Source organism: Burkholderia sp. LK4, from assembly GCF_001043615.1.
In the GTDB taxonomy this organism is placed as follows: domain Bacteria; phylum Pseudomonadota; class Gammaproteobacteria; order Burkholderiales; family Burkholderiaceae; genus Burkholderia; species Burkholderia cepacia.
Genome location: NZ_LDUL01000123.1, coordinates 1 through 12,740 on the forward strand (window position 1 = coordinate 1; position 12,740 = coordinate 12,740).

Here is a 12,740-nt window from a genome sequence, read left to right on the forward strand (position 1 = left end):
ATCCTGCGCCAGCCCGAGCGGCGGCTTTTCCCGAGCCCACCGCGATGCCCTTACCTCTTTTCGCCCTCGCCGTCGCCGCATTTGGAATCGGTACCACCGAATTCGTGATCATGGGGCTGCTGCCCAACGTCGCGCGCGATCTCGGCGTGTCGATCCCGGCCGCCGGGATGCTCGTGTCGGGTTACGCGCTCGGCGTGACGATCGGTGCACCGATCCTCGCGATCGTCACCGCGAAGATGCCGCGCAAGCGCGCGCTGATGGGCCTGATCGGATTGTTCATCGCGGGGAACCTGTTCTGCGCGATCGCACCGGGCTACGCGGTGCTGATGGCCGCGCGCGTCGTCACCGCGTTCTGCCACGGCGCATTCTTCGGGATCGGCTCGGTGGTCGCGAGCAACCTCGTCGCACCGAACCGCCGCGCACAGGCGATCGCCCTGATGTTCACCGGCCTCACGCTCGCGAACGTGCTCGGCGTGCCGCTCGGCACCGCGCTCGGCCAGGCATTCGGCTGGCGCGCGACGTTCTGGGCCGTCACCGGCATCGGCATCGCCGCGGCCGCCGCGCTCGCCGTCTGCCTGCCAAGGAATCTCGCGATGCCCGACACCAGCATCACGCGCGAATTCAGCGTGCTGAAGCATCCGCAGGTGCTGATGGTGCTCGGCATCAGCGTGCTCGCGTCGGCAAGCCTGTTCAGCGTGTTCACCTACATCACGCCGATCCTCGAGGACGTGACGGGCTTCTCCCCGCGCCAGGTCACCTACGTGCTGCTGCTGTTCGGCCTCGGGCTGACGGTGGGCGGCACGCTCGGCGGCAAGCTCGCCGACTGGCGCCGGATGCCGTCGCTGATCGCGACGCTCGCGCTGATCGGCGTGGTCCTCGCGCTGTTCGCGGGCACGATGCACCTGCCGTTCGCCGCGCTCGCGACGATCTTCGTGTGGGGCATCCTCGCGTTCGCGATCGTGCCGCCGCTGCAGATCCTGATCGTCGACCGCGCAAGCGATGCGCCGAACCTCGCATCGACGCTGAACCAGGGCGCGTTCAACCTCGGCAACGCGACGGGCGCGTGGCTCGGCGGGATGGCGATCGGCTCCGGCGTGTCGCTCGTGAGCCTGCCGTGGGTCGGCGTCGCGATGGCCGTCGCCGCGCTGGCGCTCACGCTGTGGTCGGCGTCGCTCGAACGCCGCCCGGTGACCGTGCCGACCGAATACGTGTAACGCCCGCGCGCATTCGTTGCGCGCGCAACGCCAGCAACACCATCCGAACCTGATGGCCTTCATGGACCTTTCAAGGTCCGCGGTGTAGCATCCCGGCCGATGAAAGCCATTCTGAATCGCGATTTCCTCGCGCTGATCCTGAGCGTCGCGGTCGTCGGCCTCGGCACCGGCGCCACACTGCCGCTCACCGCACTCGCGCTGACCGAGGCCGGGCACGGCACCAACGTCGTCGGCATGCTGACCGCCGCGCAGGCCCTCGGCGGCCTCGCGATCGTCCCGTTCGTCACCGCGCTCGCACGCCACATCGGCTCGCGCCGCGCGATCGTCGTATCGGTCGTGCTGCTCGCGGCAGCCACGGCGCTGATGCAGTTCACGTCGAACCTGATCCTGTGGGGCGCGCTGCGCGTGCTGTGCGGCGCCGCGCTGATGCTGCTGTTCACGATCGGCGAGGCGTGGGTCAACCAGCTCGCCGACGATTCGACGCGCGGCCGCGTCGTCGCGATCTACGCAACCAATTTCACGCTGTTCCAGATGGCGGGCCCCGTGCTCGTGAGCCAGATCGCCGGTGCGACGAGCATCCGCTTCGCGCTGTGCGGCGCGCTGTTCCTGCTCGCGCTGCCGACGCTCGCGACGATCCGGCGCGCGCCGCTCGCCGGCGACGACGCGCATCACGAAGCGCACGGCCGCTGGCTCGACGTGCTGCCGCGCATGCCCGCGCTGATCATCGGCACCGGTTTCTTCGCGCTGTTCGATACGCTCGCGCTGTCGCTGCTGCCGCTCTACGCGATGGATCACGGCGTCGCGAGCGCCACGGCCGTGCTGCTCGCGTCGATCATGCTGTTCGGCGATACCGCGATGCAGTTCCCGATCGGCTGGCTCGCGGACAAGCTCGGCCGCGAACGCGTGCACCTCGGTGCGGGCTGGATCGTACTGGCCGGCCTGCCGCTGCTGCCGTTCGTCATCGCGAACCCGTGGCTGTGCTGGCCGCTGCTGTTCGTGCTCGGCGCGGCGGCCGGCAGCATCTACACGCTGTCGCTCGTCGCGTGCGGCGAACGCTTCCGCGGCGCGGCGCTCGTCACCGCGAGTTCGCTCGTGTCGGCGTCGTGGAGCGCCGCGAGCTTCGGCGGCCCGCTGGTCGCCGGCGCGTTGATGGAGCAACTGGGCAGCAACGCGCTGGTCGGCGTGCTGGTCGTCTGTGTCGCCGCGTTCGTCGCGGCCGCGCTGTGGGAGCGCCGCGCCGCGTTGCAGCGCGCGGTCTGATATCGGCGCTGTCGATGTCGATGTCGATGTCGATGTCGATGTCGATGTCGATGTCGATGTCGATGTCGATGTCGATGTCGATGTCGCAGACGCAGACGCAGACGCAGACGCAGACTCAAACATTAACGCTCATACTCGGCGCCCCACACGGACGCACACGCGCCGCCCCCGGCCTGCCAAACGAAAACGGCCCGCGCAATGCGGGCCGCCCTGTCCTTCCGAACGATCTGTTGCGTGTCGCGCCGCGCCCCGTCAGGCGCTCCGCGCGGGGAGGATCTTGCCGGCACACGTGCCGAACCCGACGCGATAGCCGTCGCCCTGGCACCATCCGGCAAGCGTGAGCTCGTCGCCGTCCTCGATGAAGGTGCGGCTGCCGCCGCCGTTCAGCGCGACCGGCTCCTTGCCGTTCCACGTCAGTTCGAGCAGGCTGCCGAACGAATCCTTCGTCGGCCCGCTGATCGTGCCCGATCCCATCAGGTCGCCCACGCGCGTGTTGCAGCCGGCCACCGTGTGATGCGCGAGCTGCTGCGCCATCGTCCAGTACATGTGCTTGAAGTTCGTGCGGCAGATCGACGTGGCCTCGGCCGCACCTTCGGCGCGCAGCGTCACTTCCAGCGCGATATCGAACGCATGCTTGCCCGCATGGCGCAGATACGCGAGCGGCTGCGGCGACTGCTCAGGCTGCGCGACGCGGAACGGTTCGAGCGCGTCGAGCGTGACGATCCACGGCGAGATCGTCGTCGCGAAGCCCTTCGAGTTGAACGGGCCGAGCGGCACGTATTCCCACTGCTGGATGTCGCGCGCGCTCCAGTCGTTCAGCAGCACCATCCCGAAGATGTGCGCTTCCGCGTCCTCGCACGCGATCGGCTCGCCGAGCGCGTTGCCCTTGCCGACGATGAAACCCGTCTCCAGTTCGATGTCGAGCTTGCGGCACGCGCCGAACACCGGGCGCTCGTGGTCGGGCAGCTTCAGTTGCCCGTTCGGCCGCCGCACCGGCGTGCCGCTGACGACCACCGACGATGCGCGGCCGTTGTAGCCGATCGGCATCTCCGACCAGTTCGGCAGCAGCGCGTTCTTCGGATCGCGGAACATCGAGCCGACGTTGGTCGCATGCTCCTTCGACGAATAGAAATCGGTGTAGCCGGGAATCTCGACCGGCAGATGCAGCGTCGCGTCGCGCTGCGCGACGAGCACCTGCGCGCGCAGCGCCGCGTCGTCGCGCAGTGTCGCGTTGTCGTTCGAGAACAGCGCCGACAGTTGCACACGCACGCTGCGCCACGCGTCGCGGCCGAGCGCGATGAACGCGTTGAGCGTCGGCGCGGCGAACGCATCGACATCGGTCGGCAGCGTCACGAGGCCCGCACGCACGAGCGCCGCAAGATCGACGATCTGGTCGCCGAGCGCGACGCCCGCGCGGCGCGCCGGTTGCTTCGCATCGCTGAAGATCCCGAACGGCAGGTTCTGGATCGGGAAATCGCAGGCGGGATCGTTCGCCGTCTCGACCCAGCTCTTGCGGGCCGGGTCGAGCGTCGCGCGCCAGTCTTGGGTATCGCTCATCGTTGCTCCGGATTGAAGTGTTTCCTGATGCCTTGCCAGCATTCGAAGTAGTCGGCCTGCAGCTGCGCGGTGTCGAGCGCGTAGCGCGTCGGCCGGATCAGCGTGCGGGTTTCGAACATGAACGCCATCGTCGCGTCGACCTTGTGCGGCTTGCTCGTATCGCTCGCGGACGCCTTCTCGAACGTGTCCGCGTCGGGCCCGTGGCCCGACATGCAGTTGTGCAGGCTCGCGCCGCCCGGCACGAAGCCTTCGGCCTTCGCGTCGTACGCGCCGTGCACGAGCCCCATGAACTCGCTCGCGACGTTGCGGTGGAACCAGGGCGGGCGGAACGTATCCTCGGCCGCGAGCCAGCGCGGCGGGAAGATCACGAAGTCGATCGTGTCGACGCCCGGCGTGTCGCTCTGCGACTGCAGCACCAGGAAGATCGACGGATCGGGATGGTCGTAGCTGATCGAGCCGATCGTGTTGAACAGGCGCAGGTCGTATTTGTACGGCGCGTAGTTGCCGTGCCACGCAACGACGTCGAGCGGCGAATGGCCGATGTCCGCGCGCCACAGCCGGCCGTTCAGCTTCGCGATCAGCTCGAACGCGCCTTCGCGGTCTTCGTAAGCGGCCTGCGGCGTCAGGAAGTCGCGCGGGTTCGCGAGGCCGTTCGAGCCGATCGGGCCGAGGTCCGGCAGACGCAGCAGCGCGCCGAAGTTTTCGCAGATATAGCCGCGCGCATCGCCGTCCGGCAGCGCGACGGAGAAACGCACGCCGCGCGGGATCACCGCGATCTCGAACGGCTCGACGTCGAGCCGGCCGAATTCCGTCGCGATGAACAGGCGCCCCTGCTGCGGCACGATCAGCAGTTCGCCGTCGGCGCTGTAGAAAAAGCGGTCCTGCATCGAGCGGTTCGCCGCGTACAGGTGGATCGCGCAACCGTTCATCGCGGCGGCCGACCCGTTGCCGGCCATCGTCACCAGCCCTTCGACGAAATCGGTCGGCTCGACCGGCATCGGCAGCGGGTCCCAACGCAACTGGTTCGGCGGCGTCGGCGGCACGTCGGCCGAGTCGCCGAATTCCGACACGAGCCGCTGGGGGCCCGCGTACGGCTCGAACGGCCGATGCACGGCCGCCGGGCGAATGCGGTACAGCCACGAGCGGCGGTTGTGGCCACGCGGCGCGGTAAACGCGGTGCCCGACAGTTGCTCCGCATACAGCCCGTACGGCGCGCGCTGCGGCGAGTTGCGGCCGTGCGGCAGCGCGCCGGGCAGTGCCTCGGTCGCGAATTCGTTCGCGAAACCGCTCAGGTAGCCGGCATTTGCCGGTTTCGACAGGTCAAGCGTCATCGTTTCCTTTCTCCCTCAATTCGTGGCGGCGGTCGGCGCCTGCACGCCGTTGCGCCGCGTTACGCCCGCAAGCCCGAGGACGAACAGCGCCGAGCACAGCACGGGCACCGCGGCCGCGTGGAACAGCGCGCCGTTCGACCAGTTGAGCGCAATCAGTTGCCCGCCGACGAGCGGCCCGAGCACCGAGCCGATCCGGCCGATGCCGAGGCTCCAGCCGATGCCCGTCGAGCGCAGCGACGTCGGGTAATACTGGCCCGCGAGCGCGTTCACGGCCGGCTGCCCGCCGACCACGCAGAACCCGCCCGCGAACACGACCACCAGCAGCCACGGCAGCGCATGCGCGACCGAGCCGATCAGCCCGACCGACACCGCGGCGCACGCAAAGCAGGCGAACAGCACGCGCACGAAGCCGTAGCGTTCGATGAACCAGCCGAGCGACAGCGTGCCGATCACGCCGCCCGTCTGCAGCGCCGTGCCGACGATCACGGCCGTACCCGGCGAATAACCGGCATCGCGCATCACCGTCGGCAGCCAGTTCGACAGGAAATACAGATCGATCAGGTTCATGAAGCTGATCGCCCACAGCAGCAGCGTGACCGGCAGGCGGCCATGGCTGAACAGCTCGGCGACCGGCGCGCCGGTCGCGGCCCGCTCGCGCACGACGAGCCGCGTGTTCGCATCGATGCCGGCCTGCGGCGCGAAACCCGCGAGCCAGTCGCGCGCCTGCGCGACGCGCCCTTTCAGCACCAGGAACTGCAGCGATTCGGGCAGCCGCGCGGCCATCGCAATCGTGAGCACGAGCGGCACCGCGCCGCCGACGAAGAACACCGAGCGCCAGCCGAGCGCCGGAATCAGCGCGGCGCTGATGAAGCCGCCGAGCGCCGCGCCGAGCGTGAAGCCGCACGATACGATCATCATCCGCTTCACACGATGCGCGGCCGGGCTGAACTCGCCGACCAGCGCCATCGCGTTCGGCATGATGCAGCCGAGGCCGAGGCCCGTGACGAAGCGCAGCGCCATCAGCACCGGGATCGAACCCGCGAACGGCGTCGCGAGCATCGTCACCGCGAAGAACAGCGTCGAGCCGATCAGCACCGGGCGCCGCCCGATCCGGTCGGCCAGCACCGACAGCCCGAGCGCGCCGAGCAGCATCCCGAACAGGCTCGCGCTGAACACCGGCCCGAGCGCCTGTTTCGGCACGCCCCATTCGGCAATCACGCTCGGGGCGACGTAGCCCATCGCCTGCGCATCGAACCCGTCGATCACGAGGCACAGCCCGCACAGCACGAGCAGCATCCAGTGAAAACCCGGGCGATGGGTGTCGTCGATCACGTGCTCGACTTCGAGCACGCGCGCGTCGGCCGGCGCCGCGCTCATTGCGCGACCTCGGCGGCCGGATGCACGGGCGGCGTCACGCCCTGGCGCGCGAGCGCCATTGCTTCGCGCAGCACGTCGGCGTCGCCGATCTGGTTCGCGAGCAGCAGGATCAGCTTCGCGTTGACGAGCTGGCTGTCGGCGTCGGACAGGTCGCGATGCATGTCGATCAGCGCTTCGTAGAACGCGTCCGGGTCAGCCAGGCGCGGGCGGGTGTCGAGTGAGGGCATGACGGAGTCTCCGGTGTCTTTATCGTATTCAGCGTGCGCAGGTCGCGCGCGCCAGCGCGTCGGCAAGCGCCTGGCGCTCGAGCGTGCGCATGCGGGCGCACACATGCTGGTCGGGGCGCAGCAGGTAGAACGTGCCGGGCTTCGCGTCGTAGCGTTGCGCGGCGAAACCGTCGACGTCCTCCACGACGTCGACACCCGCGACCGGCTGCGCGTGCCCGGCCGGCACCACGAGCACGGGCCGCACCGGCAGCGCGAGGCCGTCGAGCGCCTGCGCGAGCGCGCCCGCATCGCCCGGCAGCCCGAACAGCACGCCGGTGAAGCCGCTGCCCAGATGCCGCAGCAGCCAGCCCGGCGCGCCCTGTGCACGCACCGGCGCATCGGCTGCCGCCGCGCCCGGGCGCATCGCACCCGCGAATGCGTCGCCATTGCGGTCCGGCGTGTTCAGCGGCGAATCGGCCAGCACCGCCGGCACCGACAGTCGGCCGCTGTTCACGAGCTTGCGCGCGAACTCGCAGTCGCGCGCGAGCTTCAGCGTCGCGTCGCGGAATACGCGCGACACCGGGCTTTTCGGCGTGATGAAGTCCGTCGAACGCGTCGAGTTGCGGATGTTCTCGTCGGCCGCGAACTCGCGCTCGCTCGCATACGTATCGAGCAGGCGGTCGGCGGAACGCCCGTCGAGCACGAGCTTCAGCTTCCAGGCGAGGTTGTCGGCGTCCTGCACGCCGCTGTTCGCGCCGCGCGCGCCGAACGGCGACACGCCGTGCGCGGAGTCGCCCGCGAACAGCACGCGGCCGTGACGGAACGTATCCATCCGCTGGCAGCGGAACGTATAGACGCTCACCCATTCGAGCTCGAACTCGACGTCCGGCCCGAGCAGCGCGCGCACGCGCGGGATCACGCGCTCCGGCTGCTTCTCGGCGACCGGATCGGCATCCCAGCCGAGCTGGAAGTCGATGCGCCACACGTTGTCGGGCTGGCGATGCAGCAGCACCGACTGATTGGGGTGGAACGGCGGGTCGAACCAGAACCAGCGCTCGGTCGGAAACTCCGCCTTCATCTTCACGTCGGCGATCAGGAAGCGGTCCTTGAACGTGCGGCCGTGGCTTTCGAGGCCCATCATCGTGCGCATCGGGCTGCGCGAGCCGTCCGCCGCGATCACGTACTGCGCGCGCAGCGTCGCGAGGCCTTCCGGCGTCTCGATCGTCAGCACCGCGTGTTCGGCCGCCTGCTCGACGCCCGTCACCTTGTGCTTCCAGCGGATATCGATGTTCGGCAGCTCGAACGCACGATCGGCCAGATAACCTTCGACGTAGTACTGCTGCAGGTTGATGAACGCGGGGCGCGCATGCCCTTCCTCGGGCAGCAGGTCGAATGCGTACAGCTGCTCGTCCTGCAGGAACACCTTGCCGACGTGCCAGCTGACACCCTTGTCGACGAAGCGCTCGCCGCAGCCGAGCCGGTCGAAGATCTCGAGCGTGCGCTTCGCGAAGCAGATCGCGCGCGAGCCGGTGGACAGCGTGTCGTCGTCGTCGAGCAGCACGACGGGCACACCCTGCTGCGCGAGGTCGATCGCCGCCGCGAGGCCCACCGGGCCCGCGCCGACGACGATCACCGGGTGAACGGTTGCGTCCTGCGCACGCGGACGATATTCGAACTTCAGCGTCTGGTAATCGATGCTCATGGTCGCCGTCCGCCCCTCAACCCTGCCGGGCGCGCGCCGGCTCGCCCGTCATCCCGCCCGTCGCCTGCCGGCGCGCCGCGCCGCCGTCCCGCGTGCCATTCCTGTCAACCGCCACGTCTCGCTCCTTGCTTCCTGTTGATTCGCGAACGGCGCCGTTTCGCGGCGCCCGCCTGCCGCATTTCTTGATCGGCGACAAATTCTGGATTTACGAATAGTAAAACCAATTACGAATAGTGAAATCAACGTAAACCCTAGGCGGAGGCTCGAAGACGGGATAACCATATAAGTGAAACGCCGAGCCGAGCTTGGCCGGCACTGCTAATATCAAGCTACGAGGCGGCCCGTTCGGCCGCCGTTTTTCCTTTTCACGCCGATGATTCCGCCCACCATTCCCGAGCTGGTCGCCCGTGCCGGGCAACTGCCGTATCTGCGGGATCACCTCGCGCTCGCCGATGGCGGCACCGCAAGCGCGAACCTGCCCGAGCGCACGCTCGGCAGCGCCTATGAACCGATCTACGACGTGACGATGCCGGGCGCGCCGCAATCGACGTCGTTCGCCGACGCCATCGAGCGCTATGGCGACGAACTCGGCTTCCAGGCCGTGACCGTCGTCACGGGCGCGCCGCACGATCCGGTCGACTCGGCCGTCGACGACCAGACGCTCGTGGCGATCGACCGCCTGTCGCGCGCGCTGCACGCAATCAATTTCTTCGGCGCCCAGCGCCACGGGCTGTTGTTCCTGCGCGTGCACGAACGCCTGCTGAAGAGCGTGAAGTACGACCACGGCAAGCATTTCTCGTCGGTGCTGCAGCGCTTCGGGCTGCCGCCCGAGCGGATCGTGATCGAGCTGCCGGCGGTCGCGGTCGCGCACAAGACCTTCCTCGGCTACCTGACACGCAGCTACCAGCATCACGGCTTCAAGGTGGCGGACAAGCTGCCCGACCCGGGCCGCATCCTCGCGGTCGAATCCGACATGGCGCGCCCCGACTACATCAAGATGGATGCGGGCATCGCGTTGCGCGACGGGATGGTCAAGGCGCTCGTCGCATATGCACAGCGCGTGCGGATTCCGCTGATCTTCGACGGCGTCGTCGACGAAACGCAGTGCGAGCTGCTGCGCCAGCACGACGTGCGGTTCATGCAGGGGCCCGTGTTCGCGAAGGTCGTGACGGCCTGAACGGACAGGAGGTAGCCGGCGCACGCGGGGAGCGGCGCGCCGGATGCGCGGCGAGGGTGTGGCGCCGCTTGGAGAAGGATGAAGCGATCGGATGGCCTGGCGCGACGCCTGCCCGTCGGTGCAGACGGTTACCGCTTACGCGCTTCCACCATCGTCGTACTTGGGCAGATCGTCGTCGATCTCGATGCCCGGGAAACGATCCCGATACCAGACGTGCCACGCCGGACGTAGCCGCGACGGCTCATCGAGCGTGGCGTAATTGATCTCGACCGTTTTCGGCGCGTCGCTCAGCCGGTATTCGAGCTGCGCGCCGCAACGGCCGCAGAAGCGCCGCTCGCCCCACGCGCTCGACGCGTAGACGGTCGGTTCGCCCTGCAGGTATTCGAACGCGTCGATCGGCACCGATGCCGATGCGACGACCGCCGCACCGGTCGTGCGCTGGCAGAGCCGGCAGTGGCAGAAGCCGGCGTCGGTCGGGACCTGGGCGATACGGTAGCGGATCGCGCCGCACGCGCATCCGCCTTCCATGGATTCGGGGTGAGACATCGCAGACCTCGTCGTCGGGAAGCTCGCGAACGATGATGAGCGCGGTTCGAGCGCGGCACAAGAGACGGCGGCAGCCGCCTCCCGCCGTCACCATCACCAACACCTTCACCGGCGACGACGCGGTGGCGGTGCGAGGGCAACGCGCGCCGCGTTTCTCAGGCCGTCTGCCCGAGCCGCTGCGCGAGCGCCTTCAGCTTCGGCCCGACCTGCGTGCGGAACACCTCCTCGTCCATCGACGATGCGGGGCCGCTGCAGCTCAGGATCAGCCAGCGCCCCTCGCGCGGCTCGCGAAACGGCACGGCCGCCGCGTTGACGTCCATGTGCCACGCCCGGAACGAATAACAGCAACCGCCCGCCGGGAACTCGGCCACCGCGTGCTGCGCGGCGGCGACGAGCGCATCGGCGTCGGCCGCGCCGCCGGCCGCGCGGTGCAGCTCCGCATAGAGCGCGCGGCGCACGTCCTCCGGCTGTACGGCCAGGTACGCGCGCCCCATCGAGCTCGTCAGCATCGACAGCCGCGAGCCGGGCGCGAGCCCGAGCGTCAGCGCGGTCTCGCTGCGGATCGTCTCCAGATAGATCATGTCGAGCCCGTCGCGGCAGCCGAGCGACACGGCCGCGCCGATGTCGCGCGCGAGCGCCTGCATGTGCGGCCGCGCGAGGTCGAGCGTCCCCGAGCCGGACAGCAGCGCGTAGCCGAGCGACAGCACGCCGGCGTCGAGCGCATACTTTCCGAGCGTCTCGTCGTAGCGCAGGTAGCCGAGCACGGTCAGCGTATAGGCGAGCCGGTTCACCGTCGCCTTCGGCAGCCCCGTGCGCTCCGCGAAGTCGCGGTTGCCGAGCATCGTCTCGCCGGGCCGGAATGCGCGCAGCAGGTCGAGCCCGCGCGCGAGCGCGACGACGAACTTGCGCTCGTCGATCGTGGTTTCGTCGATGGTTGAAAGTGTCATCTGGTGCTACACTGGGTTCGATTTGCAAAACATTGTTCCGCACAGCGGAACATGAGTCAAGCGAACTTTTGGCATGGGGCCGGAGCAAGCGCTGAAGCGCCGGCTCTGCCCGACAGGAGATGAGACGATGAGTGCTGCAACTTTTCATTGGGACGATCCGCTGCTGCTCGACCAGCAACTGACCGAAGAAGAGCGGATGGTGCGCGACGCGGCGCAGGCGTATGCGCAGGACAAGCTCGCCCCGCGCGTCACCGAGGCGTTCCGTCACGAGCGCACCGACGCCGAAATCTTCCGCGAGATGGGCGAAGTCGGCCTGCTCGGCCCGACGATTCCCGAGGAATACGGCGGCCCCGGCCTCAATTACGTGAGCTACGGACTGATCGCGCGCGAAGTCGAACGCGTCGATTCGGGCTACCGGTCGATGATGTCCGTCCAGTCGTCGCTCGTGATGGTGCCGATTTACGAATTCGGCTCCGACGCGCAGAAGCAGAAATACCTGCCGAAGCTCGCGACCGGTGAATGGATCGGCTGCTTCGGGCTGACCGAGCCGAACCATGGCTCCGACCCGGGCAGCATGGTCACCCGCGCGAAGAAGGTGCCCGGCGGCTACTCGCTGTCCGGCGCGAAGATGTGGATCACGAACTCGCCGATCGCCGACGTCTTCGTCGTGTGGGCGAAGCTCGAGGAGAACGGCAAGGACGCGATCCGTGGTTTCATCCTCGAAAAGGGCTGGAAGGGCCTGTCGGCGCCCGCGATCCACGGCAAGGTCGGGCTGCGCGCATCGATCACCGGCGAGATCGTCCTCGACGAGGTGTTCGTACCGGAAGAGAACCTGATGCCGAACGTGAGCGGCCTGCGCGGCCCGTTCACGTGCCTGAACTCGGCCCGCTACGGGATCGCCTGGGGCGCGCTGGGCGCCGCCGAATCGTGCTGGCACACCGCGCGCCAGTACGTGCTCGACCGCCAGCAGTTCGGCCGGCCGCTCGCCGCGAACCAGCTGATCCAGAAAAAGCTCGCGGACATGCAGACCGAAATCACGCTCGGCCTGCAAGGCGTGTTGCGCCTCGGCCGGATGAAGGACGAAGGCACGGCGGCCGTCGAAATCACGTCGATCATGAAGCGCAACTCGTGCGGCAAGGCGCTCGACATCGCCCGGCTCGCGCGCGACATGCTCGGCGGCAACGGCATCTCCGACGAATTCGGCGTCGCGCGCCACCTCGTGAACCTCGAAGTGGTCAACACGTACGAAGGCACGCACGACATCCACGCGCTGATCCTCGGCCGCGCGCAGACGGGCATCCAGGCGTTCTTCTGACCGGCCGGATGCGGCGCGCCCGGCAGCCACGCCGCACCGCGCCGCGCCGCGCACGCATAAAAGACACGGCCCGCCCGGCTCACTGCCGGGCGGGCCGTTTTTCATCGG

Annotated in this window: 11 protein-coding genes; 4 read left to right on the forward strand and 7 right to left on the reverse strand. The window is 68.6% G+C overall.

Going from position 1 to position 12,740, the window contains the following annotated elements:
• Positions 1 to 44: 44 nt before the first annotated feature.
• Both VK92_RS37985 and VK92_RS37990 read left to right on the forward strand, forming a co-directional pair.
• The gene (locus tag VK92_RS37985; RefSeq protein ID WP_021157147.1) at positions 45 to 1,214 is read left to right on the forward strand and encodes an MFS transporter; all 1,170 of its coding nucleotides are present in this window, start codon (positions 45 to 47) and stop codon (positions 1,212 to 1,214) included.
• A 99-nt stretch (positions 1,215 to 1,313) separates the two neighbouring features.
• Positions 1,314 to 2,474 (forward strand): MFS transporter, encoded by a 1,161-nt coding sequence (locus VK92_RS37990; protein WP_048026665.1) that lies wholly within the window; start codon positions 1,314 to 1,316, stop codon positions 2,472 to 2,474.
• Between the two features lie 252 nt (positions 2,475 to 2,726).
• Here VK92_RS37990 and fahA read toward each other — a convergent pair whose 3' ends face one another.
• From fahA to VK92_RS38015, 5 genes are read right to left on the reverse strand one after another with little or no spacing between them, the layout of a single operon-like run.
• On the reverse strand, positions 2,727 to 4,031 hold the full coding sequence (fahA, locus tag VK92_RS37995) for a fumarylacetoacetase (protein WP_048026667.1): 1,305 nt from the start codon (positions 4,029 to 4,031) through the stop codon (positions 2,727 to 2,729).
• Positions 4,028 to 5,362, reverse strand: coding sequence for a homogentisate 1,2-dioxygenase (gene hmgA / locus VK92_RS38000; protein WP_048026668.1), 1,335 nt, complete (start codon positions 5,360 to 5,362; stop codon positions 4,028 to 4,030). Before hmgA ends, fahA begins: the two co-directional genes overlap by 4 nt.
• A 15-nt stretch (positions 5,363 to 5,377) precedes the next feature.
• A complete protein-coding gene (locus VK92_RS38005; RefSeq protein ID WP_048026670.1) occupies positions 5,378 to 6,739 on the reverse strand; it encodes an MFS transporter in 1,362 nt (453 codons plus the stop codon).
• Complete coding sequence (locus tag VK92_RS38010; RefSeq protein WP_021157152.1) at positions 6,736 to 6,966, reverse strand: DUF2783 domain-containing protein; 231 nt, start codon at positions 6,964 to 6,966, stop codon at positions 6,736 to 6,738. Before VK92_RS38010 ends, VK92_RS38005 begins: the two co-directional genes overlap by 4 nt.
• A gap of 28 nt (positions 6,967 to 6,994) precedes the next feature.
• Complete coding sequence (locus VK92_RS38015; protein WP_048026673.1) at positions 6,995 to 8,647, reverse strand: FAD-dependent oxidoreductase; 1,653 nt, start codon at positions 8,645 to 8,647, stop codon at positions 6,995 to 6,997.
• 373 nt (positions 8,648 to 9,020) lie between these two features.
• On the opposite strand from VK92_RS38015, the gene VK92_RS38020 reads away from it, so the two are divergent.
• On the forward strand, positions 9,021 to 9,824 hold the full coding sequence (locus VK92_RS38020) for an EAL domain-containing protein (RefSeq protein WP_021157154.1): 804 nt from the start codon (positions 9,021 to 9,023) through the stop codon (positions 9,822 to 9,824).
• Positions 9,825 to 9,959: 135 nt separating this feature from the next.
• On the opposite strand, the gene VK92_RS38025 is transcribed toward VK92_RS38020, so the two are convergent.
• On the reverse strand, positions 9,960 to 10,370 hold the full coding sequence (locus VK92_RS38025) for a GFA family protein (protein WP_048026676.1): 411 nt from the start codon (positions 10,368 to 10,370) through the stop codon (positions 9,960 to 9,962).
• A 155-nt stretch (positions 10,371 to 10,525) separates the two neighbouring features.
• A complete protein-coding gene (locus VK92_RS38030) occupies positions 10,526 to 11,317 on the reverse strand; it encodes an IclR family transcriptional regulator (RefSeq protein WP_021157156.1) in 792 nt (263 codons plus the stop codon).
• 127 nt (positions 11,318 to 11,444) lie between these two features.
• Between VK92_RS38030 and VK92_RS38035 the strand changes: the two genes are divergently transcribed.
• The gene (locus tag VK92_RS38035; RefSeq protein WP_021157157.1) at positions 11,445 to 12,632 is read left to right on the forward strand and encodes an acyl-CoA dehydrogenase; all 1,188 of its coding nucleotides are present in this window, start codon (positions 11,445 to 11,447) and stop codon (positions 12,630 to 12,632) included.
• Positions 12,633 to 12,740 lie beyond the last annotated feature (108 nt).

Excerpts from the sequence above, each read along its gene's own strand:
- VK92_RS37985 (WP_021157147.1), top strand. The coding sequence starts at position 45 with ATGCCCTTACCTCTTTTCGCCCTCGCCGTCGCCGCATTTGGAATCGGT.
- VK92_RS37990 (WP_048026665.1), top strand. The coding sequence starts at position 1,314 with ATGAAAGCCATTCTGAATCGCGATTTCCTCGCGCTGATCCTGAGCGTC.
- fahA (WP_048026667.1), bottom strand. The coding sequence starts at position 4,031 with ATGAGCGATACCCAAGACTGGCGCGCGACGCTCGACCCGGCCCGCAAG.
- hmgA (WP_048026668.1), bottom strand. The coding sequence starts at position 5,362 with ATGACGCTTGACCTGTCGAAACCGGCAAATGCCGGCTACCTGAGCGGT.
- VK92_RS38005 (WP_048026670.1), bottom strand. The coding sequence starts at position 6,739 with ATGAGCGCGGCGCCGGCCGACGCGCGCGTGCTCGAAGTCGAGCACGTG.
- VK92_RS38010 (WP_021157152.1), bottom strand. The coding sequence starts at position 6,966 with ATGCCCTCACTCGACACCCGCCCGCGCCTGGCTGACCCGGACGCGTTC.
- VK92_RS38015 (WP_048026673.1), bottom strand. The coding sequence starts at position 8,647 with ATGAGCATCGATTACCAGACGCTGAAGTTCGAATATCGTCCGCGTGCG.
- VK92_RS38020 (WP_021157154.1), top strand. The coding sequence starts at position 9,021 with ATGATTCCGCCCACCATTCCCGAGCTGGTCGCCCGTGCCGGGCAACTG.
- VK92_RS38025 (WP_048026676.1), bottom strand. The coding sequence starts at position 10,370 with ATGTCTCACCCCGAATCCATGGAAGGCGGATGCGCGTGCGGCGCGATC.
- VK92_RS38030 (WP_021157156.1), bottom strand. The coding sequence starts at position 11,317 with ATGACACTTTCAACCATCGACGAAACCACGATCGACGAGCGCAAGTTC.
- VK92_RS38035 (WP_021157157.1), top strand. The coding sequence starts at position 11,445 with ATGAGTGCTGCAACTTTTCATTGGGACGATCCGCTGCTGCTCGACCAG.